This window comes from Escherichia sp. MOD1-EC5433, from assembly GCF_002966005.1.
In the GTDB taxonomy this organism is placed as follows: Bacteria; Pseudomonadota; Gammaproteobacteria; order Enterobacterales; family Enterobacteriaceae; genus Escherichia; species Escherichia ruysiae.
Map to the genome: position 1 here is coordinate 15,855 of NZ_PTRL01000012.1, position 23,214 is coordinate 39,068.

Here is a 23,214-nt window from a genome sequence, read left to right on the forward strand (position 1 = left end):
TCCGGCACATTACACGTTAAAGCACTTCCAGCGGCCAGTGGACATAGCTCTGCCACTCAGTTTCCTGATCGATAATTTCTTTACCCAGCGGGTGCTGAGCCAGCCAACCTTGCGGCAGCGTCAGGGTCAACTGTTCATGGTTGGCTTGTAATGTAATCTCCGGCACTAAATCATCACGGCGACGGCTGGCAAAAATGATTGCCAGGCGCAGTAAACGGCAGAGTTGTTCCGCAACGCGCGGCGGTACGGCATTTTGTTGATGCAACGATGAGAGATCGACAGGATTCGTCTGGTTGAGTAATAGCGTCGCCAGCAGCTTTTTCTGCGCAGGCGTAAAACCGGGAAGATCCAGATTACGCACCAGATAAGCGGCATGTTGCGGCGCTTGTTTGAAATCAACGCTAAGGCCAATTTCATGAAGTTGACAGGCGCTGATTAGCAAATCGCGGCTAATCGCTTCAAGATGCCACTCTTTTTCTACCTGATCAAACAAGTTAGCGGCAACGTTGACCACGCGCTGCGCCTGATCAATATCAATCATAAAGCGGCGCTGAATATTACGCAGTGTACGACTGCGAATATCCTGCTCAACCGCCAGATGCAACATGCCGTAGACCAGGCCTTCACGTAGAGCACCGCCAGCCAGCGTCATACACTGAATATTCAGCTCGGTAAAAATAGCTATCAGGATCGCCAGACCACTCGGGAATACTAATGCGCGCTCCAGCGTTAACCCTTCAATCTCCAGCTCTTCCAGCCGACCGCAATGAATAGCGCGCTGTTTCAGTTGCTGCAACTTCGCAAGGGTAATGCGCTCATCCATTCCCTGCGCCATCATGATTTCCTGTAATGCTTGCACGGTGCCGGAAGCGCCAACGCACACTTTCCAGCCGTGATACCGCAATTCATCGGCAACCGGACGTAACACTTCGCGTGCCGCTTTTTCTGCAGCATCAAAATTTTCCTGCCCCAGATTACGATCGGCAAAATAGCGTTCCAGCCAGGTGACGCAGCCCATCGACAGGCTGAACAACGAGGTGGTTTGTGCACCCGTGCCGGTTACCAGTTCAGTGCTGGCGCCGCCAATATCCACGACCAGGCGCTGATCGGCTCCGCCGGTGGTGTGAGCAACACCCTGATAAATCAGGCGAGCTTCTTCTTCACCGCTGATCACCTGTACCGGACAACCTAGGATTTCCTGCGCTTTAGCAATAAAATCACCGGCATTGACGGCAAGTCGTAACGTCGCCGTAGCGACAACGCGAATTTGCGATGGTGGGATATCTTGCAGACGTTCAGCAAACAGGCGCAAACATTGCCAGCCGCGCTCCATTGCTTCATTAGACAGGGCATTTTCGCTGTTCAGGCCAGCAGCCAGACGCACTTTACGTTTAATTCGCGTCAGCGTCTGGATGCTTCCAGCCACCTCGCGCACTACCAGCATATGGAAACTATTTGAACCGAGATCAATAGCTGCATATAGCGACGAGGTGGAACCCATACTCTTCATCCTTCAATCTGTCTCTGCGTTGGCTGCATTCTTTCACCCAAATCACTTACTACAGTAAGCGCATCGGGATTCATTCTCTTGCCATCTTGATACAGTTTGAATGATTTTGAGTATGACATTATTTATTTAACCTGAACGACGACGATTACGTGGAGCGCCAGTACGACGCGGACCATTGCCTGTGCGCGGGCGCGTGAGGCGCAGCGGTTTTGGCAGATCGGTCATCAATGCGTCTGGATTGTATTTGCTTACCGGAATTGAGTGACCAATATAGGTCTCAATAGCAGGCAAATTCAATGCATACTCTTCACACGCCAGGCTGATAGAGTGACCGCTTGCGCCTGCGCGGCCAGTACGACCGATACGGTGAACGTAATCTTCACAGTCGTCGGGCAAATCGTAGTTAAAGACGTGCGTCACTGCCGGAATATGCAGACCACGAGCAGCAACGTCGGTAGCAACCAGAATATCCAGATCGCCACGGGTAAATTCATCAAGAATACGCAGGCGTTTTTTTTGCGCCACATCGCCCGTCAACAGACCGACACGATGGCCATCTGCCGCCAGGTGACCCCAGATATCTTCACAACGGTGTTTGGTGTTGGCGAAAATAATCGCTCTGTCTGGCCACTCTTCTTCGATCAGCGTTTGCAACAAACGCATCTTTTCTTCGTTAGAAGGGTAGAAAAGCTCTTCTTTAATACGGTGGCCCGTTTTCTGTTCCGGTTCCACTTCGATATATTCGGCGTTATTCATCTGCTCGAACGCCAGTTCACGTACACGGTACGAAAGCGTGGCGGAGAACAGCATGTTGAGGCGCTGGTTCGCTGGCGGCATACGGCGGAACAGCCAGCGGATATCTTTAATAAAGCCCAGATCATACATACGATCGGCTTCATCCAGCACCACCACTTGAATGGCACCAAGGTTAATGTGGTTCTGCTTGGCGTAGTCAATTAAACGACCTGTGGTGCCAATCAGGATGTCAACGCCGCTTTCCAGCACTTTCAGCTGTTTGTCGTAGCCATCGCCACCGTAAGCCAGCCCCAGTTTCAGTCCGGTAGCTTGTGCCAGTGGCTCCGCGTCGGCGTGGATCTGCACGGCAAGTTCACGCGTCGGTGCCATAATTAAGGCACGCGGTTGATTCACCTTGCGATCGGCAATTGCGGGATGAGAGAGAAGGTAATGAAACGAAGACGTAAGAAACGCCATCGTTTTCCCGGTACCAGTTTGCGCCTGCCCGGCTACGTCACGACCTTCCAGCGTTAGCGGAAGAGCCAGTGCCTGAATGGGCGTACAGTTATGAAACCCTTTTTTTTCAAGGGCTTCTACAACTTTCGGATGCAGGGCGAAGTCGGAAAACTTCTGTTCTGTTAAATGTGTTTTGCTCATAGTGTGATAGAATATCAGCTTACTATTGCTTTACGAAAGCGTATCCGGTGAAATAAAGTCAACCTTTAGTTGGTTAATGTTACACCAACAACGAAACCAACACGCCAGGCTTATTCCTGTGGAGTTATATATGAGCGATAAAATTATTCACCTGACTGACGACAGTTTTGACACGGATGTACTCAAAGCGGACGGGGCAATCCTCGTCGATTTCTGGGCAGAGTGGTGCGGTCCGTGCAAAATGATCGCCCCGATTCTGGATGAAATCGCTGACGAATATCAGGGCAAACTGACCGTTGCAAAACTGAACATCGATCAAAACCCTGGCACTGCGCCGAAATATGGCATCCGTGGTATCCCGACTCTGCTGCTGTTCAAGAATGGCGAAGTGGCGGCAACGAAAGTCGGCGCGCTGTCTAAAGGTCAGTTGAAAGAGTTCCTCGACGCCAATCTGGCATAAGGGAACGTCATGTTCGGGTGCCCTGTCGCTAAAAACTGGACGCCCGGCGTGAGCCATGCTAACTTAATGTTGACTTCGTATTAAACTTACCTTATTAAGTTTGAATCTTGTAATATCCAACGCTTCCCGTTTTTATCTAATGCGAAGTGAACAGATTTCTGGTTTGTCACTCAATCCGTCTTGTCGTTTCAGTTCTGCGTACTTTCCTGTGACCAGACAGCGAAAAGACATGAGTCGATGACCGTAAACAGGCATGGATGATCCTGCCATACCATTCACAACATTAAGTTCGAGATTTACCCCAAGTTTAAGAACTCACACCACTATGAATCTTACCGAATTAAAGAATACGCCGGTTTCTGAGCTGATCACTCTCGGCGAAAATATGGGGCTGGAAAATCTGGCTCGTATGCGTAAGCAGGACATTATTTTTGCCATCCTGAAGCAGCACGCAAAGAGTGGCGAAGATATCTTTGGTGATGGCGTACTGGAGATATTGCAGGATGGATTTGGTTTCCTCCGTTCCGCAGACAGCTCCTACCTCGCCGGTCCTGATGACATCTACGTTTCTCCCAGCCAAATCCGCCGTTTCAACCTCCGCACTGGTGATACCATCTCTGGTAAGATTCGCCCGCCGAAAGAAGGTGAACGCTATTTTGCGCTGCTGAAAGTTAATGAAGTTAACTTCGATAAACCTGAAAACGCCCGCAATAAAATCCTCTTTGAGAACTTGACCCCGCTGCACGCAAACTCTCGTCTGCGTATGGAACGTGGTAACGGTTCTACTGAAGATTTGACCGCTCGCGTGCTGGATCTGGCTTCGCCAATCGGTCGTGGTCAGCGTGGTCTGATTGTGGCACCGCCGAAAGCCGGTAAAACCATGCTGCTGCAGAACATTGCTCAGAGCATTGCTTACAACCACCCGGATTGTGTGCTGATGGTTCTGCTGATTGACGAACGTCCGGAAGAAGTAACCGAGATGCAGCGTCTGGTTAAAGGGGAAGTTGTCGCTTCTACCTTTGACGAACCGGCATCTCGTCACGTTCAGGTTGCGGAAATGGTGATCGAGAAGGCAAAACGTCTGGTTGAGCACAAGAAAGACGTTATCATTCTGCTTGACTCTATTACTCGTCTGGCGCGTGCTTACAACACCGTCGTTCCTGCTTCCGGTAAAGTGTTGACCGGTGGTGTGGACGCTAACGCACTGCATCGTCCGAAACGCTTCTTCGGTGCGGCGCGTAACGTGGAAGAGGGCGGCAGCCTGACCATCATCGCAACGGCGCTCATCGATACGGGTTCCAAAATGGACGAAGTTATCTACGAAGAGTTTAAAGGCACCGGTAACATGGAGCTGCACCTCTCTCGTAAGATCGCTGAAAAACGCGTCTTCCCGGCTATCGACTACAACCGTTCTGGTACGCGTAAAGAAGAACTGCTCACCACTCAGGAAGAGCTGCAGAAAATGTGGATCCTGCGCAAAATCATTCACCCAATGGGCGAAATCGACGCAATGGAATTCCTCATTAACAAGCTCGCGATGACCAAGACGAATGACGATTTCTTTGAGATGATGAAACGCTCATAAATTTGTCTTATGCTAAAAACGCCACGTGTTTACGTGGCGTTTTGCTTTTATATCTGTAATCTTAGCAGCATTCCTGTGATAGTGGGAAAATTCCTGGTTTTTGCGGGTGTTTTATACGATTTTCGTCGCGAGTGGTTGGTTTTTACACAAGTCTGATTGGTTCAGAAAGTAGTTTCCCTTCTGAATAAAGGTCTTCGTGGGTATACTTCTGCTAATAATTTTCTCTGAGAGCATGCATTGTGAATTTACTGACAGTGAGTACTGATCTCATCAGTATTTTTTTATTCACGACACTGTTTCTGTTTTTTGCCCGCAAGGTAGCAAAAAAAGTCGGTTTAGTGGATAAACCTAACTTCCGCAAACGTCACCAGGGATTGATACCGCTCGTTGGGGGTATTTCAGTTTATGCAGGGATTTGCTTTACGTTCGGAATTGTCGATTATTACATTCCGCATGCATCTCTCTACTTGGCTTGCGCTGGCGTCCTGGTGTTCATTGGCGCGCTGGATGACCGTTTTGATATCAGCGTAAAAATCCGAGCCACCATACAGGCCGCTGTTGGCATCATTATGATGGTGTTCGGCAAACTTTATCTCAGTAGCCTTGGCTATATTTTTGGCGACTGGGAGATGGTACTCGGACCGTTTGGGTATTTCCTGACGTTGTTTGCAGTCTGGGCGGCAATTAATGCTTTCAATATGGTTGATGGCATTGACGGTTTGCTGGGCGGCTTATCCTGCGTCTCATTTGCGGCAATTGGCATGATTTTGTGGTTCGACGGGCAAACCAGCCTCGCTATCTGGTGCTTTGCGATGATCGCCGCCATCCTGCCTTACATCATGCTCAACCTCGGTATTCTGGGACGTCGCTATAAAGTCTTTATGGGCGATGCGGGCAGTACACTGATTGGTTTTACCGTAATCTGGATCCTGCTGGAAACCACCCAGGGCAAAACGCATCCGATTAGCCCGGTGACTGCATTATGGATAATCGCCATTCCGCTAATGGATATGGTAGCAATTATGTATCGTCGTCTGCGTAAAGGCATGAGCCCGTTCTCTCCTGACCGCCAGCACATTCATCATTTAATCATGCGTGCCGGCTTTACTTCTCGTCAGGCATTTGTGCTGATTACCCTTGCTGCTGCACTGCTTGCCTCCATTGGCGTGCTGGCAGAATATTCTCATTTTGTCCCTGAATGGGTCATGCTGGTGCTCTTTTTGCTAGCATTCTTCCTCTATGGCTATTGCATTAAGCGCGCCTGGAAGGTTGCTCGCTTTATTAAGCGTGTGAAACGCCGACTGCGCAGAAACCGTGGTGGCAGCCCCAACTTAACCAAATAAACGAGGATGTAATGACGCAACCAATGCCTGGGAAACCAGCCGAAGACGCTGAAAATGAACTGGATATTCGTGGGTTGTTTCGTACCTTGTGGGCTGGGAAGCTGTGGATTATTGGCATGGGGCTGGCGTTTGCGTTAATTGCGCTGGCATATACATTTTTCGCCCGCCAGGAGTGGAGCGCGACGGCGATTACCGATCGTCCAACGGTGAATATGCTGGGGGGATACTACTCACAGCAGCAGTTTTTGCGTAACCTGGACGTCCGTTCGAACATGGCTCCAGCCGACCAACCATCGGTCATGGACGAAGCCTATAAAGAATTTGTTATGCAGCTGGCGTCGTGGGACACCCGTCGCGATTTCTGGCTGCAGACGGATTATTACAAACAGCGGATGGTCGGTAACAGTAAAGCTGATGCGGCTCTGCTGGATGAAATGATCAACAACATTCAGTTTATTCCCGGTGATTTCACCCGCGCGATCAATGATAACGTTAAATTGATTGCCGAAACTGCCCCTGATGCCAATAATCTGCTGCGTCAATATGTCGCATTCGCCAGTCAGCGCGCTGCCAGCCATCTGAATGATGAGCTGAAAGGCGCATGGGCAGCACGCACTATCCAAATGAAAGCCCAGGTGAAACGTCAGGAAGAAGTGGCGAAAGCGATCTACGACCGCCGGGTAAACAGCATTGAGCAGGCGCTCAAAATCGCCGAGCAACATAATATTTCTCGTAGTGCGACAGATGTCCCTGCGGATGAATTGCCTGATTCAGAAATGTTTTTGCTGGGTCGCCCTATGCTGCAGGCGCGATTAGAAAACTTACAGGCCGTCGGTCCGGCCTTTGATCTCGACTATGATCAGAATCGGGCCATGTTAAATACCCTTAATGTAGGTCCAACCCTGGATCCGCGTTTTCAGACCTATCGCTATTTGCGTACGCCGGAAGAACCGGTAAAACGCGATAGCCCACGTCGTGCCTTCCTGATGATTATGTGGGGCATTGTCGGGGGGCTGATCGGGGCTGGTGTCGCATTAACCCGCCGTTGCTCGAAATAGCAACACAGCTGCGGTGAGCGCAAAGGCGCTCGCCGCTTATTCAAAGAGAATCGATGTGAAAGTACTGACTGTATTTGGTACGCGCCCGGAAGCCATCAAGATGGCGCCGCTGGTGCATGCGTTGGCAAAAGATCCTTTTTTTGAGGCTAAAGTTTGCGTCACTGCGCAGCATCGGGAGATGCTCGATCAGGTGCTGAAACTCTTTTCCATTGTACCTGACTACGATCTCAACATAATGCAGCCAGGGCAGGGCCTGACAGAGATAACCTGTCGAATTCTTGAAGGATTAAAACCTATTCTTGCCGAGTTCAAACCAGACGTGGTGCTGGTACACGGCGATACCACCACGACGCTGGCCACCAGTCTGGCGGCGTTTTATCAGCGTATTCCTGTTGGTCACGTAGAGGCTGGACTGCGTACGGGCGATCTCTATTCACCCTGGCCGGAAGAGGCTAACCGCACGCTGACCGGTCATCTGGCGATGTACCATTTCTCCCCTACTGAAACATCGCGGCAAAACCTGCTGCGTGAAAATGTCGCTGATAGCCGAATCTTTATCACCGGCAATACCGTTATCGACGCCTTGCTGTGGGTGCGCGACCAGGTGATGAGCAGCGATACGCTGCGTTCTGAACTGGCGGAAAATTACCCGTTTATCGACCCCAATAAGAAGATGATTCTGGTGACCGGTCACAGACGTGAGAGCTTCGGTCGTGGTTTTGAAGAAATTTGCCACGCACTGGCAGAAATCGCCACCACTCATCAGGACATCCAGATTGTCTATCCGGTACATCTCAACCCGAACGTCAGAGAACCGGTAAACCGCATTCTGGGGCATGTGAAAAATGTCATTCTGATCGATCCCCAGGAGTATTTACCGTTTGTCTGGCTGATGAACCACGCCTGGTTGATTTTGACTGACTCTGGCGGTATTCAGGAAGAAGCGCCTTCACTGGGTAAACCGGTGCTGGTGATGCGCGATACCACTGAACGTCCGGAAGCGGTGACTGCGGGTACGGTGCGTCTGGTCGGCACGGATAAGCAACGAATTGTCGAGGAAGTGACGCGTCTTTTAAAAGACGAAAATGAATATCAAACTATGAGCCGCGCCCATAACCCGTATGGTGATGGTCAGTCATGCTCTCGCATTTTGGAAGCGTTAAAAAATAATCGGATATCACTATGAGTTTTGCGACCATTTCTGTCATTGGACTGGGTTACATTGGGCTGCCAACGGCGGCAGCGTTTGCCTCCCGGCAAAAACAGGTGATTGGTGTCGATATCAACCAACAAGCGGTTGATACCATCAATCGTGGCGAAATCCATATCGTCGAGCCTGATTTGGCGAGTGTGGTAAAAACTGCCGTAGAAGGTGGTTTTTTACGAGCGAGCACAACGCCGGTTGAGGCGGATGCCTGGCTGATTGCTGTACCTACGCCGTTTAAAGGCGATCATGAACCGGATATGACTTACGTCGAATCGGCTGCCCGCTCCATTGCGCCAGTACTGAAAAAAGGCGCGCTGGTGATCCTTGAGTCCACCTCGCCGGTGGGCTCAACTGAGAAGATGGCAGAATGGTTAGCAGAGATGCGTCCAGATCTGACTTTCCCGCAGCAAGTGGGCGAGCAGGCGGACGTCAACATTGCTTACTGCCCGGAACGCGTGTTGCCGGGGCAGGTGATGGTCGAGTTGATTAAAAATGACCGTGTGATTGGCGGTATGACACCGGTTTGTTCTGCGCGCGCCAGCGAACTGTACAAAATTTTCCTCGAAGGTGAGTGTGTCGTCACTAACTCGCGGACGGCAGAAATGTGTAAGCTGACTGAAAACAGCTTCCGCGATGTGAATATTGCTTTTGCTAACGAACTATCGCTGATTTGTGCTGATCAGGGGATTAACGTCTGGGAACTGGTTCGCCTGGCGAATCGCCATCCACGAGTCAATATTCTTCAGCCTGGGCCTGGCGTGGGCGGTCACTGTATTGCAGTTGATCCGTGGTTTATCGTGGCGCAGAACCCGCAGCAGGCGCGGCTTATCCGTACCGCGCGCGAAGTGAACGACAACAAACCTTTCTGGGTTATCGATCAGGTCAAAGCGGTGGTTGCCGACTGCCTGTCCGCTACGGATAAACGCGCCAGCGAGCTGAAAATTGCCTGCTTTGGTCTGGCGTTTAAACCGAATATTGATGATCTACGCGAAAGTCCGGCAATGGAAATCGCTGAGCTGATCGCTCAATGGCACAGTGGTGAAACGCTGGTTGTTGAACCGAATATTCACCAGTTGCCGAAAAAACTGACCGGGCTTTGCACTCTGGCGCAGCTTGACGACGCGCTGGCAACGGCAGATGTGCTGGTGATGCTGGTCGATCACAGTCAGTTCAAAGCCATTAGCGGCGAACATGTTAAACAGCAGTATGTCGTGGATACCAAAGGGGTCTGGCGCTGATTACAGTGAATGACTGTTTTGAGGGAGTCACACAATGCCCATTCGCGCCAGAATTGAACCACTAACCTGGGAAAACACCTTCTTTGGTGTCAACAGCGCCATTGTGCGCATTAGTCCTGACGCACCACTCCTGACGTCAGACGCCTTAGCGCCGTGGTCACGGGTGCAGGCCAAAATTGCCGCATCAAATACCGATGAGCTGGACGCCTTGCAACAACTGGGATTCTTACTGGTTGAAGGTGAAGTTGATTTGGTACTGCCCGTGAACAACGCAAGTGATAGCGACGCAGAAGTGGCACAAGAGACAGATATTCCAGTGCTACGCCAGTTAGCCAGTGAGGCATTTGCGCAAAGCCGTTTTCGTGCGCCGTGGTATGCGCCTGACGCCAGTGGCCGCTTTTATGCACAGTGGATTGAAAACGCCGTACGCGGCACTTTTGATCATCAATGCCTGATTTTACGCTCAGCGTCTGGTGATATTTGTGGCTATGTTTCTCTACGAGAATTGAATGCCACTGATGCGCGCATTGGCTTGCTGGCAGGCCGTGGCTCCGGTGCACAGCTGATGCAAGCGGCACTAAACTGGGCGTATGCTCGCGGTAAAAAAACATTGCGGGTGGCGACCCAGATGGGCAACACCGCCGCGCTTAAACGATACATACAAAGTGGTGCGAATGTAGAAAGCACCGCGTACTGGTTATACAGGTGATCACATGATTCCATTTAACGCACCGCCGGTGGTAGGAACCGAACTCGACTATATGCAGTCGGCAATGGGTAGCGGCAAACTGTGCGGCGATGGCGGTTTTACCCGTCGCTGCCAGCAGTGGCTGGAGCAACGTTTTGGTAGTGCCAAAGTGCTGCTGACGCCGTCCTGCACCGCTTCGCTGGAGATGGCGGCGTTGCTGCTCGATATCCAGCCGGGCGATGAAGTGATCATGCCGAGCTACACCTTTGTCTCCACCGCCAACGCCTTCGTGCTGCGTGGAGCAAAAATCGTCTTTGTGGATGTCCGCCCGGACACCATGAACATCGACGAAACGCTTATTGAATCGGCGATCACCGACAAAACGCGCGTTATCGTGCCGGTACATTACGCGGGCGTGGCCTGTGAAATGGACACCATTATGGCGCTGGCGAAAAAGCATAACCTGTTTGTGGTGGAAGATGCCGCGCAGGGCGTGATGTCCACTTACAAAGGGCGTGCGCTGGGAACCATTGGTCATATTGGCTGCTTTAGCTTCCATGAAACCAAAAACTACACGGCGGGCGGTGAAGGTGGTGCGACGCTGATTAACGATAAAGCGTTGATTGAACGTGCCGAGATCATCCGTGAAAAAGGCACTAACCGCAGCCAGTTCTTCCGTGGTCAGGTCGATAAATATACCTGGCGTGATATTGGTTCCAGCTATCTGATGTCCGATCTGCAAGCTGCGTACCTGTGGGCGCAACTGGAAGCCGCCGAACGTATCAACCAGCAACGTCTGGCGTTGTGGCAAAACTACTACGATGCGTTAGCACCTCTGGCGAAAGCCGGGCGTATCGAATTGCCGTCGATTCCAGATGGCTGCGTGCAGAACGCGCATATGTTCTACATTAAGCTGCGGGATAATGATGACCGGAGCGCATTGATTAACTTCCTGAAAGAAGCGGAAATTATGGCGGTGTTCCATTATATTCCTCTACACGCAAGCCCTGCGGGTGAACGCTTTGGTGAGTTCCACGGCGAAGATCGCTACACCACCAAAGAGAGCGAGCGCCTGCTGCGCCTTCCTCTGTTCTACAATTTGTCGCCCGTCAATCAACGCACGGTAATTGCGACCTTGTTGAACTACTTCTCCTGATATGTCGCTGGCAAAAGCGTCCTTATGGACGGCGGCCAGTACGCTGGTCAAGATTGGCGCCGGATTACTGGTCGGTAAGTTGCTGGCGGTATCATTTGGTCCGGCTGGGCTGGGACTGGCGGCAAATTTCCGCCAGTTGATTACCGTGCTCGGCGTGCTTGCTGGGGCGGGCATCTTTAACGGCGTAACCAAATACGTTGCCCAGTACCATGATAATCCGCAGCAGTTGCGCCGAGTGGTCGGTACTTCATCCGCGATGGTGCTTGGCTTTTCCACGCTGATGGCGCTGGTTTTTGTGCTGGCAGCTGCGCCAATCAGCCAGGGATTGTTTGGTAATACCGACTATCAAGGGCTGGTGCGTTTAGTGGCGTTGGTGCAAATGGGGATCGCCTGGGGCAACCTGTTACTGGCGTTGATGAAAGGCTTTCGCGATGCCGCAGGTAATGCGTTATCGCTGATTGTCGGCAGCTTGATTGGCGTTATCGCCTATTACGTCAGTTACCGTTTGGGCGACTATGAAGGCGCGTTGCTGGGTCTGGCGTTGATTCCTGCGCTGGTGGTGATTCCTGCCGTCATCATGTTAATTAAGCGTGGTGCAATCCCGTTAAGCTATCTGAAACCCAGCTGGGATAATGGTCTGGCTGGGCAGCTGAGTAAGTTCACGTTCATGGCGATGATTACGTCGGTGACCTTGCCCGTTGCTTACATCATGATGCGTAAACTGCTGGCGGCGCAATACAGCTGGGATGAAGTGGGGATCTGGCAAGGGGTGAGCAGTATTTCCGATGCCTACCTGCAATTTATTACGGCATCGTTCAGCGTATATTTGCTGCCCACGTTGTCGCGGCTAACGGAAAAGCGCGATATCACCCGGGAAGTGGTTAAATCGCTGAAATTCGTCTTACCGGCAGTGGCGGCGGCGAGTTTTACCGTCTGGCTGCTGCGTGATTTTGCTATCTGGCTGTTGTTGTCGAATAAATTTACCGCCATGCGCGATCTCTTTGCCTGGCAGTTGGTAGGCGATGTATTGAAAGTGGGCGCTTATGTCTTTGGTTATCTGGTGATCGCCAAAGCATCGCTGCGGTTTTATATTCTGGCGGAAGTCAGCCAGTTCACTTTGTTGATGGTATTTGCCCACTGGTTGATCCCTGCGCATGGTGCTCTGGGCGCGGCGCAGGCTTATATGGCAACTTATATCGTCTATTTCTCTCTTTGTTGTGGCGTGTTTTTACTCTGGCGTAGGCGGGCATGACTGTACTGATTCACGTACTGGGATCGGATATCCCTCACCATAACCAAACCGTTTTGCGGTTTTTCAATGACGCGCTGGCCGCGACGAGCGAGCACGCGCGCGAGTTTATGGTTGCTGGCAAGGATGACGGCTTAAGTGACAGCTGTCCGGCGCTTTCTATGCAATTTTACCCTGGTAAAAAATCCCTGGCAGAAGCGGTCATCGCAAAGGCGAAAGCCAACCGTCAGCTGCGATTTTTCTTCCACGGTCAGTTCAACACCGCGCTATGGCTGGCGTTGCTGAGTGGTGGTATCAAACCCAGCCAGTTTTACTGGCATATCTGGGGTGCAGATCTCTATGAGGTTTCCAGCGGGCTAAAATTTAAACTGTTTTATCCCATCCGCCGACTGGCACAAAAGCGAGTTGGCTGCGTATTTGCCACTCGCGGTGATTTGAGCTTTTTTGCTAAAACGCATCCTAAGGTGCGGGGCGAACTGATTTACTTCCCAACCCGAATGGATCCTTCTCTCAATACGATGGCGAACGATCGGCAACGTGAAGGGAAAATGACCATTCTGGTGGGGAACTCCGGCGATCGTAGCAATGAACACATCGCCGCCTTAAATGCTGTTCATCAGCAGTTTGGCGATACGGTAAAAGTGGTGGTGCCGATGGGATATCCGCCCAACAACGATGCGTATATTAACGAAGTTCGTCAGGCAGGACTGAAACTGTTCAGCGAAGAAAATCTGCAAGTTCTGAACGAAAAACTGGATTTTGACGCCTATCTGGCGCTACTTCGTCAGTGCGATCTCGGCTACTTTATTTTTGCCCGCCAGCAGGGCATTGGTACGCTGTGCTTACTGATTCAGGCGGGTATTCCTTGTGTGCTCAACCGGGAAAATCCGTTCTGGCAGGATATGACAGAACAGCATTTGCCGGTGCTGTTTACTACCGACGATCTCAACGAGGATATTGTGCGTGAAGCGCAGCGCCAGTTGGCGTCGGTGGATAAAAACAACATTGCCTTCTTTAGCCCGAACTATCTGCAAGGCTGGCAGCGGGCGCTGGCTATTGCCAGCGGGGAGGACGCATGAGCCTGTTGCAATTTAGCGGCCTGTTTGTTGTCTGGCTGCTTTGCTCACTGTTTATTGCTACGCTGACCTGGTTTGAGTTTCGCCGCGTGCGCTTTAACTTCAATGTCTTCTTTTCATTGCTGTTTTTGCTCACCTTTTTCTTTGGCTTTCCGCTGACCAGCGTGCTGGTATTTCGCTTTAATGTCGGCGTTGCGCCGCCAGAAATTCTCCTTCAGGCGCTACTCTCTGCTGCTTGCTTCTACGCGGTTTACTATGTCACCTACAAAACCCGCCTACGCAAACGCGTTGCTGATGTACCGCGCCGCCCGCTGTTTACCATGAACCGCGTGGAGACCAATCTTACGTGGGTGATCCTGATGGGTATTGCGCTGGTGAGCGTCGGCATCTTCTTCATGAACAACGGTTTTTTGCTGTTCCGGCTTAACTCCTACAGCCAGATCTTCTCCAGTGAAGTCTCCGGCGTGGCGCTAAAACGCTTCTTTTACTTTTTCATCCCGGCGATGCTGGTGGTCTACTTTCTGCGGCAGGACAGCAAAGCGTGGCTGTTTTTCCTCGTCAGCACGGTCGCATTTGGCTTGCTGACTTATATGATTGTCGGCGGTACTCGCGCCAATATCATCATCGCATTCGCTATCTTCCTGTTTATTGGCATTATTCGCGGCTGGATTTCGTTGTGGATGCTGGCGGCGGCAGGCGTGCTGGGGATTGTTGGCATGTTCTGGCTGGCGCTAAAACGCTATGGAATGAACGTGAGCGGCGATGAGGCGTTCTACACGTTTCTCTATCTCACCCGCGACACCTTCTCGCCGTGGGAGAATCTGGCGTTGCTGTTGCAGAACTACGACAACATCGACTTCCAGGGGCTGGCACCGATTGTCCGCGATTTCTATGTCTTTATTCCTTCCTGGTTGTGGCCGGGACGCCCGAGTATGGTGCTGAATTCTGCCAACTATTTCACCTGGGAAGTGCTGAACAATCACTCCGGCCTGGCAATCTCGCCTACGCTTATTGGTTCACTGGTTGTTATGGGCGGCGCGCTGTTTATTCCTCTGGGGGCGATTGTAGTTGGACTGATCATTAAATGGTTCGACTGGCTGTATGAGCTGGGCAACCGCGAAACCAATCGTTATAAGGCCGCGATATTGCACAGTTTCTGCTTCGGGGCGATCTTTAATATGATTGTACTGGCGCGCGAAGGGCTGGATTCGTTTGTCTCACGCGTGGTCTTTTTTATCGTGGTCTTCGGCGCATGTCTGATGATCGCAAAACTGTTGTACTGGCTTTTTGAAAGCGCCGGACTCATTCATAAACGCACAAAATCATCGCTCCGGGCGCGGGTTGAAGGATAACAATGAATAACAACACCACGGCACCGACCTATACGCTACGTGGCTTACCGTTGATCGGTTGGCGTGATATGCAGCACGCCCTCGATTATCTGTTCGCTGACGGGCAGCTTAAGCAGGGAACGCTGGTTGCCATTAATGCCGAAAAAATGCTGACCATTGAAGATAACGCCGAGGTCAGGGAGTTAATTAACGCTGCCGAATTTAAATATGCCGATGGTATTAGCGTTGTGCGTTCGGTACGGAAAAAGTACCCACAGGCACAGGTTTCCCGCGTTGCCGGAGCCGATCTCTGGGAAGAGCTGATGGCGCGCGCAGGAAAAGAAGGGACGCCAGTATTTCTTGTTGGCGGTAAACCTGAAGTGCTGGCGCAGACCGAAGCTAAATTGCGCGACCAGTGGAATGTGAATATCGTTGGTAGCCAGGACGGCTATTTCAAACCCGAGCAGCGTCAGGCACTATTTGAACGCATTCGTGACAGTGGAGCGCAAATAGTCACCGTTGCGATGGGATCTCCCAAGCAGGAGATCTTCATGCGCGACTGTCGTCTGGTGCATCCAGATGCGCTGTATATGGGCGTTGGCGGGACTTACGATGTCTTTGTTGGTCATGTGAAACGCGCACCGAAAATCTGGCAAAAACTGGGGCTGGAGTGGCTCTATCGCCTGCTTTCGCAGCCAAGTCGCATTAAACGCCAGCTCCGTTTACTGCGCTATTTACGCTGGCATTACACCGGTAACCTCTAATTTTCCTTTCTGTAAAGCGACGGAGTGGTCACTCCGTCGCCTGCCTGCTGTTTTATTACACAAAGCATTCAAATTTTTAATGCTTCATTTGCCATTTCTTCTAAATTACGAAAACATTCGCAACACTCGATGTACCCATAACGATAACCGGTAACACCGGAAAAACATGCAAACACAACACGAGGATTTATGGCAGATAACAAACCAGAGCTACAGCGTGGGCTGGAAGCTCGACATATCGAACTCATCGCCCTGGGGGGCACCATTGGCGTTGGCTTGTTTATGGGGGCTGCCAGTACCCTGAAATGGGCAGGGCCATCCGTATTGTTGGCCTATATCATCGCCGGGCTGTTCGTCTTTTTTATCATGCGTTCAATGGGCGAAATGTTGTTCCTCGAACCGGTTACCGGTTCGTTCGCCGTTTACGCGCATCGTTATATGAGCCCGTTCTTTGGCTATCTTACCGCCTGGTCTTACTGGTTTATGTGGATGGCTGTGGGGATTTCAGAAATTACCGCCATCGGCGTCTACGTCCAGTTCTGGTTCCCGGAGATGGCACAGTGGATACCAGCATTGATCGCGGTGGCGCTGGTGGCGCTGGCGAATCTGGCGGCGGTGCGGTTGTATGGCGAAATCGAGTTCTGGTTCGCGATGATCAAAGTCACCACAATCATCGTGATGATCGTCATTGGCCTGGGCGTGATTTTCTTTGGCTTTGGTAATGGCGGGCAGTCGATTGGTTTTAGCAATCTCACAGAGCATGGCGGTTTCTTTGCGGGTGGCTGGAAAGGGTTCCTGACCGCGCTGTGTATCGTGGTGGCGTCCTACCAGGGCGTGGAGCTGATTGGCATCACCGCCGGTGAAGCGAAGAATCCGCAGGTGACGCTGCGCAGTGCCGTAGGCAAAGTGCTGTGGCGGATCCTGATTTTCTACGTAGGCGCGATTTTCGTTATCGTCACCATCTTCCCGTGGAATGAAATTGGCAGCAACGGTAGTCCGTTCGTACTGACTTTCGCCAAAATTGGCATTACCGCAGCGGCGGGCATTATCAACTTTGTGGTGCTGACTGCGGCGCTCTCTGGCTGTAACAGCGGCATGTACAGTTGCGGACGTATGCTTTACGCGCTGGCGAAAAACCGTCAGTTACCGGCGGCGATGGCGAAAGTTTCTCGTCACGGCGTACCGGTTGCGGGTGTGGCGGTATCAATAGCCATTCTGTTGATTGGTTCATGCCTGAACTACATCATCCCCAATCCACAGCGTGTGTTTGTTTACGTCTACAGCGCCAGCGTTCTTCCGGGGATGGTGCCGTGGTTTGTGATCCTGATTAGTCAGCTGCGTTTTCGTCGTGCGCACAAAGCGGCGATTGCCAGCCATCCGTTCCGCTCCATTCTCTTCCCGTGGGCCAATTACGTAACAATGGCATTCCTGATTTGCGTTTTGATCGGTATGTACTTTAATGAAGATACCCGTATGTCGCTGTTTGTCGGCATCATCTTCATGCTGGCGGTGACGGCGATTTATAAAGTTTTTGGCCTTAATCGCCACGGTAAAGTGCATAAACTGGAGGAATAAGCAGCAAAATGCACAAACCGTAACCAAACGCGCATTTTATTTAAAAAGGGACTAGACAGAGGGGTGGGAAGTCCGTATTATCCACCCCCGCAACGGCGCTAAGCGCCCGTAGCTCAGCTGGATAGAGCGCTGCCCTCCGGAGGCAGAGGTCTCAGGTTCGAATCCTGTCGGGCGCGCCATTTAGTCCCGGCGCTTGAGCTGCGGTGGTAGTAATACCGCGTAACAAGATTTGTAGTGGTGGCTATAGCTCAGTTGGTAGAGCCCTGGATTGTGATTCCAGTTGTCGTGGGTTCGAATCCCATTAGCCACCCCATTATTAGAAGTTGTGACAATGCGAAGGTGGCGGAATTGGTAGACGCGCTAGCTTCAGGTGTTAGTGTCCTTACGGACGTGGGGGTTCAAGTCCCCCCCCTCGCACCACGACTTTAAAGAATTGAACTAAAAATTCAAAAAGCAGTATTTCGGCGAGTAGCGCAGCTTGGTAGCGCAACTGGTTTGGGACCAGTGGGTCGGAGGTTCGAATCCTCTCTCGCCGACCAATTTTGAACCCCGCTTCGGCGGGGTTTTTTGTTTTCTGTGCATTCCATCACTCACCCTTCGCAATAAACGCCCGTAGTAACTCATTGCCACACGGTATTATTTCGCCCTTAACTTCATCGAAGGACGACTTCAGGCAAGGAGCGACTATGCTGCAACAGGTTCCGACGCGTGCTTTTCACGTAATGGCGAAACCGAGCGGTTCAGATTGTAATCTGAACTGTGACTACTGTTTTTATCTCGAAAAACAATCCCTTTACCGCGAACAACCTGTCACGCATATGGACGATGACACGCTTGAAGCGTATGTCCGTCACTATATTGCTGCCAGCGAACCCCAAAACGAAGTGGCTTTTACCTGGCAGGGCGGCGAACCAACGTTACTCGGGCTGGAGTTTTACCGCCGTGCAGTGGCGCTACAGGCGAAATATGGTGCTGGCAGGAAGGTAAGTAACAGCTTCCAGACTAACGGCGTGCTGCTCGATGATGAATGGTGTGCATTTCTGGCAGAAAATCATTTCCTGGTCGGTTTATCGCTGGATGGTCCGGCTGAGATCCATAATCAATATCGCGTGACCAAAGGCGGCAGACCAACGCATAAGCTGGTGATACGCGCACTTAAATTACTGCAAAAATATCGCGTTGATTATAACGTTCTGGCGTGCGTCAACCGTACCAGCGCGCAGCAACCGTTACAGGTTTATGATTTTTTACGTGATGCGGGCGTGGAGTTCATCCAGTTTATTCCGGTAGTGGAACGTCTGACTGATGAAACAGCAGCCCGCGATGGACTGAAATTACATGCGCCTGGCGATATTCAGGGTGAGTTGACGGAATGGTCGGTGCGCCCCGATGAGTTCGGTGAATTTCTGGTGGCGATATTCGACTACTGGATCAAACGTGATGTCGGCAAGATTTTCGTAATGAATATCGAATGGGCGTTCGCCAATTTTGTCGGCGCGCCGGGCGCAGTTTGCCATCATCAGCCAACCTGTGGGCGCTCGGTGATTGTTGAACATAACGGCGATGTTTACGCCTGCGATCACTATGTTTATCCGCAATATCGACTGGGGAATATACTTCAGCAGACAGTTGCAGAAATGATCGATTCCCCGCAACAGCAGGCGTTTGGTGAAGATAAATTCAAGCAGTTACCGGCGCAGTGCCGCAGTTGCAACGTGTTAAAAGCGTGCTGGGGAGGTTGCCCGAAACACCGCTTTATGCTCGATACCAGCGGCAAACCGGGGCTGAATTACTTATGTGCCGGGTATCAGCGTTATTTCCGCCATCTACCGCCATATCTTAAAGCAATGGCTGATTTGCTGGCGCACGGCCGCCCGGCCAGCGACATTATGCAGGCACATTTGATGGTAGTGAGTAAGTAAAAAGCGGCCATTTGGAGGCCGCTGCGGTTGCTTGCCGGTGCCTACATGATCGTGCAAATTCAATAAATTGCAGCGTTCTGTAGGCTGGATAAGCTGCATCAGCATCGCATCCGGCAAAGGTAGCTGCTTAGTCAGATTTAATCTGCGCGCGTGGCGGATATTTTTTCAGGATCTCCATATACGCATGCATTTCGGTCTGTAGCGGTACTCCCATCGGAATATGTCGCACGCCGATGGAGTCGCTTTCCTGCGGATCGGTATAGAGATTAAATACCGCAGAGCCCGCCGTTTGCATTACTGTACCGGTGAATCCTCCCTGATATCCGCTCTGGGTATAGGCATATGGCTGCTGAATAAGAACATGATATTTGAACTCATCCATACGCACGGCAGCAAGTTGACCATTCAGGAAATAGTGCTCGGCTTTACGATTGGACTGACCGTTTGTTCCGAGGAAGAAAGAAGTCTGATCCACGCCATCGATAAAGGTGGTTTTCGGCACTAAATTTGCCACTTTCGCCCCAGGATGACCCGCCAGATCCAGCGCGGTTGGGAAAATATCCGCCAGATCGACAATACCGTCAGATTTACGCGGCTGGATCATGCCTTTCCAGTACACGAAAGTCGGTACGCGGACGCCGCCTTCCCAGGTCGAACCTTTAGAGCCACGGAACGGTGTGCGACCGTGTGGCGGCACTTCGGCTTCCGGGCCATTATCGGAGGTAAAGATAATCAGCGTGTTATCGAGCTGACCGTTTTTCTCCAGTGCTTTATACAGGTTGGCGAACACATCGTTCATCTCAACCATACAGTCGCCGTAAGAGGTGCGCGCCGGAGAACTTCCCGCATATTTTGCGTTCGGGTAGTTATCAAAGTGACAGCCGCGAGTGCCGTAATAGAGGAAGAAAGGTTTGTCGCTTTTTGCCATTTTATCGAGGAAATTAACGCCATATTCCATCCAGCGTTGATCCAGATCTTCCATATATTTCGGCGTAATGTCGGCAATGGCTTTTTGCTCACCGCCGCGCACGGCATGAACGTCATCTTTGCTGAACGGTAATTGTTTGATGTATTCAGAACGATCCGGGCTCAGGGCGACTTCCGGATTTACGTGAACATCGCGCCATTCGGTATACATATCGGACACTGAGTTGAAGCCACGGAAATCATCGAAGCCGACGTTCTGCGGCTGCGACTCTTTGTTTTCCCCCATGTGCCATTTCCCGATGGCTTGAGTGACATAGCCTTGATCATGCAGCAGTTGCGGTAGTGTCGTTAACCCTTGCAGACCGCCAGGTTGTCCGTACATCGGCGGCATCAAAATGCCGTGGTGGATGGAATACTGTCCAGTGAGAATCGTTGCGCGGGTTGGTGAAGAACTGGGTTGTGAATAAGCAGACGTTAAAATCAGCCCCTGGCCGGCAACGGCGTCAATGTCTGGCGTTGGGTTACCCACCGCCACGCCGCCGCCGTTAAAGCCAACGTCCATCCAGCCCACATCGTCCAGCAAGAAAACAACCACGTTCGGTTTCTTACCGGTTTTTTTCTCAAGTTCTGCCAGTTTCTGCTGGGTTTCTTTATCCTGCGCCGGGTGCTGCATTACCGGCATCATATTATCGGCAATTTGGGTTGCCGGTTTAACCAGATATTGATTTGGGTGATCGTATCCGGCAAAGCCTTTGCGTGCGGTGGCAGTTGACGGGGTATCTGCTGCACTGGCCATAAGGGGAATAGCAGTGGCAACAGCAATAACAAGAAGTTTGGGTGAAAAAGAAATTTCCATGCGAAATGCTCCGGTTTCCTGTCATCAAAACGACGACGTAATTAAGCATTGATAATTGAGATCCCTCTCCCTGATAAAATAATTATATAAATAATTTATGGAAATATATTATTTATATACCGTGGAAATAAATATGAATATCAGGAGAGCATTTTCAATCCTACCTCCAGTGTGGCGGATATGTAAGGCTGGTTTATTATATAATATTGATTATTGATGCTATTTTGATTTTGAATTCAATTAATATTTATATTGCCTATTTAACGACTTTAACTATTCATGAAGTATATAACCAAAGGCTGCCAGATTTGAGATAACATTCACCAATGTAATTATTGCAAGTGAATGAAAACAGGGTGCAGAATTATCTCATAACAAGTATTAAAGGATGTTATTTCCTTGTCCTATATGGCATAATGATTGAGTAGATGCTCATTCCATTTCTTATGTTCGCCTTAGTGCCTCATAAACTCCGGAATGACGCAGAGCCGTTTACGGTGCTTATCGTCCACTGACAGATGTCGCTTTTGCCTCATCAGACACCATGGACACAACGTTGAGTGAAGCACCCACTTGTTGTCATACAGACCTGTTTTAACGCCTGCTCCGTAATAAGAGCAGGCGTTTTTTTATCCCTTCAGGAAAGGCCCGGAGGCTCTGTGCCTCCAGGTGAGAAAGGATTACTGTGGCGGGTTATTCTGTAACGTTAGCATTAAACCGTCGCGGCGCATCGCGGCGGCTTCTTCCGGTTTGTGCAGTCTGTCCAGCACGTCGGCAAGCCATGCATAATCATAAGCGTCCGGGCGTTGTTTCAGCGCCGCGCGGAAGGCGAGGGATGCTTCCTGCCATTCGCCATGCTTCATCAGCGACTGACCCAATGTGCTCCATAACAGCGGGCGGTCGCCCACGTTTTTGATCTGTTGGCGCAACACTTTTTCCAGTTGTTCTGGATTATTGGTTTTCAGGCGTGGGATCGGCAGTAGCAAACGATCGTCATACTGGTGTTTCAGGCCGTCGATGATAATTTGCTGGGCGGTGTCATGGTCATCACACTCAATAAGGTGTTCCGCCATTGCCACCTGCAACGCCACCTGATGACGCGTTTTCCGGCTTTGATTTTTCCACCAGTTACGCAAGCCTTCACTACCGTCATCAGCCCGCGCCTGATCCATCAGGCCAATCCATGCCTGTTGTTCCAGTGCTGCGCGGTGTTCTTCATCGCTAACGTGGGCTTTCGCCATTGATGGGATGATGTCCAGTAGCGAACTCCATGCGCCCGTGCGGATATAAGCCTGTTCAGCCAGACGTAATACTTCTGGATGGCGTGGCGTTACTTCCAACAACTTATCCACGCCGTGGCGTGCCGCATGGTTTTCATTACGCGCCAGTTGCAGGCGAACGCGGGCGATTTCTACCGGAATAGTATCATTGCCCGCCAGTTCTGCCGCGCGTTCCAGATGCTGATTGGCGCGCGATTCATCACCACGCTGTTGCGCGGCTTCGGCAGCCAGCAAATAGTTCACTACGGGTTGCTCAGCATGATCGGCATTTTTCGCCATCAGCTTTTCGACTTGCTGATAATCGCCTTCCGCCAGTTTCAGCAGCGCCTGCTCGGTCTGTTTACGCGCGCGGCGACGCTTACGGCCGACAAACCAACCGCGAGTGTGTGCGCCTGTGCGGAAAATCCGTCGCAGTAACCATTCGATAGCAAACAGCACCACCATCGCCAGAATCAAAATGATTGCCAGTCCCGTGACGCTGGTTTCGATATTGTAGTTATCCGTTTGGATCAGCACGTAACCCTGGTGTCCGGCAATCATTGGGCCGACGACGATGCCTGCAATCAGCAACACAAAGAGCAATAACACTTTTAGCAT

The 23,214-nt window shown here is 51.2% G+C and carries 19 protein-coding genes and 4 tRNA genes; 19 read left to right on the plus strand and 4 right to left on the minus strand.

Annotation, left to right across the window (positions count from 1 at the left end; translation table 11 throughout):
• Positions 1 to 16: 16 nt before the first annotated feature.
• A complete protein-coding gene (gene gppA / locus C3D30_RS19350; RefSeq protein ID WP_000535974.1) occupies positions 17 to 1,501 on the minus strand; it encodes a guanosine-5'-triphosphate,3'-diphosphate diphosphatase in 1,485 nt (494 codons plus the stop codon).
• A gap of 135 nt (positions 1,502 to 1,636) precedes the next feature.
• Entirely contained in the window at positions 1,637 to 2,902 is a 1,266-nt protein-coding gene (gene rhlB / locus C3D30_RS19360) for an ATP-dependent RNA helicase RhlB (RefSeq protein ID WP_000047511.1), read from the minus strand.
• A gap of 130 nt (positions 2,903 to 3,032) precedes the next feature.
• On the opposite strand from rhlB, the gene trxA reads away from it, so the two are divergent.
• From trxA to C3D30_RS19455, 19 genes are all read left to right on the plus strand, one after another.
• Positions 3,033 to 3,362: a thioredoxin TrxA gene (gene trxA / locus C3D30_RS19365; protein ID WP_001280776.1), complete on the plus strand. Its 330-nt coding sequence runs from the start codon at positions 3,033 to 3,035 to the stop codon at positions 3,360 to 3,362.
• 139 nt (positions 3,363 to 3,501) lie between these two features.
• Entirely contained in the window at positions 3,502 to 3,603 is a 102-nt protein-coding gene (gene rhoL, locus C3D30_RS19370; RefSeq protein WP_010345119.1) for a rho operon leader peptide RhoL, read from the plus strand.
• Positions 3,604 to 3,687: 84 nt separating this feature from the next.
• Positions 3,688 to 4,947 carry a transcription termination factor Rho gene (gene rho / locus C3D30_RS19375; protein ID WP_001054527.1) on the plus strand — a complete coding sequence of 420 codons (1,260 nt, stop codon included), beginning with the start codon at positions 3,688 to 3,690 and terminating at the stop codon, positions 4,945 to 4,947.
• 239 nt (positions 4,948 to 5,186) lie between these two features.
• Positions 5,187 to 6,290, plus strand: a complete 1,104-nt coding sequence (gene wecA, locus C3D30_RS19380; protein WP_001050953.1) for a UDP-N-acetylglucosamine--undecaprenyl-phosphate N-acetylglucosaminephosphotransferase — start codon at positions 5,187 to 5,189, stop codon at positions 6,288 to 6,290.
• An 11-nt stretch (positions 6,291 to 6,301) separates the two neighbouring features.
• Positions 6,302 to 7,348, plus strand: a complete 1,047-nt coding sequence (gene wzzE / locus C3D30_RS19385) for an ECA polysaccharide chain length modulation protein (RefSeq protein WP_000193459.1) — start codon at positions 6,302 to 6,304, stop codon at positions 7,346 to 7,348.
• Between the two features lie 55 nt (positions 7,349 to 7,403).
• The gene (gene wecB / locus C3D30_RS19390; RefSeq protein ID WP_105287282.1) at positions 7,404 to 8,534 is read left to right on the plus strand and encodes a non-hydrolyzing UDP-N-acetylglucosamine 2-epimerase; all 1,131 of its coding nucleotides are present in this window, start codon (positions 7,404 to 7,406) and stop codon (positions 8,532 to 8,534) included.
• Positions 8,531 to 9,793: a UDP-N-acetyl-D-mannosamine dehydrogenase gene (gene wecC / locus C3D30_RS19395; protein ID WP_105285833.1), complete on the plus strand. Its 1,263-nt coding sequence runs from the start codon at positions 8,531 to 8,533 to the stop codon at positions 9,791 to 9,793. The genes wecB and wecC overlap by 4 nt, the downstream gene beginning before the upstream one ends.
• A 34-nt stretch (positions 9,794 to 9,827) precedes the next feature.
• Positions 9,828 to 10,502, plus strand: coding sequence for a dTDP-4-amino-4,6-dideoxy-D-galactose acyltransferase (rffC, locus tag C3D30_RS19400; protein ID WP_001122571.1), 675 nt, complete (start codon positions 9,828 to 9,830; stop codon positions 10,500 to 10,502).
• 4 nt (positions 10,503 to 10,506) lie between these two features.
• On the plus strand, positions 10,507 to 11,637 hold the full coding sequence (gene rffA, locus C3D30_RS19405; RefSeq protein ID WP_000612064.1) for a dTDP-4-amino-4,6-dideoxygalactose transaminase: 1,131 nt from the start codon (positions 10,507 to 10,509) through the stop codon (positions 11,635 to 11,637).
• A gap of 1 nt (position 11,638) precedes the next feature.
• The gene (gene wzxE / locus C3D30_RS19410; protein ID WP_000050248.1) at positions 11,639 to 12,889 is read left to right on the plus strand and encodes a lipid III flippase WzxE; all 1,251 of its coding nucleotides are present in this window, start codon (positions 11,639 to 11,641) and stop codon (positions 12,887 to 12,889) included.
• Positions 12,886 to 13,965, plus strand: a complete 1,080-nt coding sequence (gene rffT, locus C3D30_RS19415; RefSeq protein ID WP_105287283.1) for a TDP-N-acetylfucosamine:lipid II N-acetylfucosaminyltransferase — start codon at positions 12,886 to 12,888, stop codon at positions 13,963 to 13,965. Before wzxE ends, rffT begins: the two co-directional genes overlap by 4 nt.
• Positions 13,962 to 15,314 carry an ECA oligosaccharide polymerase gene (gene wzyE, locus C3D30_RS19420; RefSeq protein ID WP_105287284.1) on the plus strand — a complete coding sequence of 451 codons (1,353 nt, stop codon included), beginning with the start codon at positions 13,962 to 13,964 and terminating at the stop codon, positions 15,312 to 15,314. Before rffT ends, wzyE begins: the two co-directional genes overlap by 4 nt.
• A 2-nt stretch (positions 15,315 to 15,316) precedes the next feature.
• A complete protein-coding gene (gene wecG, locus C3D30_RS19425) occupies positions 15,317 to 16,057 on the plus strand; it encodes a lipopolysaccharide N-acetylmannosaminouronosyltransferase (RefSeq protein ID WP_105287285.1) in 741 nt (246 codons plus the stop codon).
• Positions 16,058 to 16,246: 189 nt separating this feature from the next.
• Positions 16,247 to 17,632, plus strand: coding sequence for a bifunctional threonine/serine APC transporter ThrP (gene thrP / locus C3D30_RS19430; protein ID WP_000774732.1), 1,386 nt, complete (start codon positions 16,247 to 16,249; stop codon positions 17,630 to 17,632).
• A gap of 102 nt (positions 17,633 to 17,734) precedes the next feature.
• Positions 17,735 to 17,811: transfer RNA gene (locus tag C3D30_RS19435), tRNA-Arg, on the plus strand.
• A gap of 58 nt (positions 17,812 to 17,869) precedes the next feature.
• A tRNA-His gene (locus C3D30_RS19440) sits at positions 17,870 to 17,945 on the plus strand.
• 20 nt (positions 17,946 to 17,965) lie between these two features.
• A tRNA-Leu gene (locus C3D30_RS19445) sits at positions 17,966 to 18,052 on the plus strand.
• A gap of 42 nt (positions 18,053 to 18,094) precedes the next feature.
• Positions 18,095 to 18,171 (plus strand) — tRNA-Pro (locus tag C3D30_RS19450).
• Positions 18,172 to 18,318: 147 nt separating this feature from the next.
• Positions 18,319 to 19,554, plus strand: coding sequence for an anaerobic sulfatase maturase (locus C3D30_RS19455; RefSeq protein ID WP_105287286.1), 1,236 nt, complete (start codon positions 18,319 to 18,321; stop codon positions 19,552 to 19,554).
• Between the two features lie 127 nt (positions 19,555 to 19,681).
• Here C3D30_RS19455 and aslA read toward each other — a convergent pair whose 3' ends face one another.
• Complete coding sequence (gene aslA / locus C3D30_RS19460) at positions 19,682 to 21,337, minus strand: arylsulfatase AslA (RefSeq protein WP_105287287.1); 1,656 nt, start codon at positions 21,335 to 21,337, stop codon at positions 19,682 to 19,684.
• 680 nt (positions 21,338 to 22,017) lie between these two features.
• Positions 22,018 to 23,214 (minus strand): protoheme IX biogenesis protein HemY, encoded by a 1,197-nt coding sequence (gene hemY, locus C3D30_RS19465; RefSeq protein WP_000921807.1) that lies wholly within the window; start codon positions 23,212 to 23,214, stop codon positions 22,018 to 22,020.

Excerpts from the sequence above, each read along its gene's own strand:
- hemY (WP_000921807.1), bottom strand. The coding sequence starts at position 23,214 with ATGCTAAAAGTGTTATTGCTCTTTGTGTTGCTGATTGCAGGCATCGTC.
- rhoL (WP_010345119.1), top strand. The coding sequence starts at position 3,502 with ATGCGAAGTGAACAGATTTCTGGTTTGTCACTCAATCCGTCTTGTCGT.
- trxA (WP_001280776.1), top strand. The coding sequence starts at position 3,033 with ATGAGCGATAAAATTATTCACCTGACTGACGACAGTTTTGACACGGAT.
- rffT (WP_105287283.1), top strand. The coding sequence starts at position 12,886 with ATGACTGTACTGATTCACGTACTGGGATCGGATATCCCTCACCATAAC.
- wzxE (WP_000050248.1), top strand. The coding sequence starts at position 11,639 with ATGTCGCTGGCAAAAGCGTCCTTATGGACGGCGGCCAGTACGCTGGTC.
- gppA (WP_000535974.1), bottom strand. The coding sequence starts at position 1,501 with ATGGGTTCCACCTCGTCGCTATATGCAGCTATTGATCTCGGTTCAAAT.
- thrP (WP_000774732.1), top strand. The coding sequence starts at position 16,247 with ATGGCAGATAACAAACCAGAGCTACAGCGTGGGCTGGAAGCTCGACAT.
- wecC (WP_105285833.1), top strand. The coding sequence starts at position 8,531 with ATGAGTTTTGCGACCATTTCTGTCATTGGACTGGGTTACATTGGGCTG.
- rho (WP_001054527.1), top strand. The coding sequence starts at position 3,688 with ATGAATCTTACCGAATTAAAGAATACGCCGGTTTCTGAGCTGATCACT.
- rhlB (WP_000047511.1), bottom strand. The coding sequence starts at position 2,902 with ATGAGCAAAACACATTTAACAGAACAGAAGTTTTCCGACTTCGCCCTG.
- wzzE (WP_000193459.1), top strand. The coding sequence starts at position 6,302 with ATGACGCAACCAATGCCTGGGAAACCAGCCGAAGACGCTGAAAATGAA.
- aslA (WP_105287287.1), bottom strand. The coding sequence starts at position 21,337 with ATGGAAATTTCTTTTTCACCCAAACTTCTTGTTATTGCTGTTGCCACT.
- C3D30_RS19455 (WP_105287286.1), top strand. The coding sequence starts at position 18,319 with ATGCTGCAACAGGTTCCGACGCGTGCTTTTCACGTAATGGCGAAACCG.
- rffC (WP_001122571.1), top strand. The coding sequence starts at position 9,828 with ATGCCCATTCGCGCCAGAATTGAACCACTAACCTGGGAAAACACCTTC.
- rffA (WP_000612064.1), top strand. The coding sequence starts at position 10,507 with ATGATTCCATTTAACGCACCGCCGGTGGTAGGAACCGAACTCGACTAT.
- wzyE (WP_105287284.1), top strand. The coding sequence starts at position 13,962 with ATGAGCCTGTTGCAATTTAGCGGCCTGTTTGTTGTCTGGCTGCTTTGC.
- wecG (WP_105287285.1), top strand. The coding sequence starts at position 15,317 with ATGAATAACAACACCACGGCACCGACCTATACGCTACGTGGCTTACCG.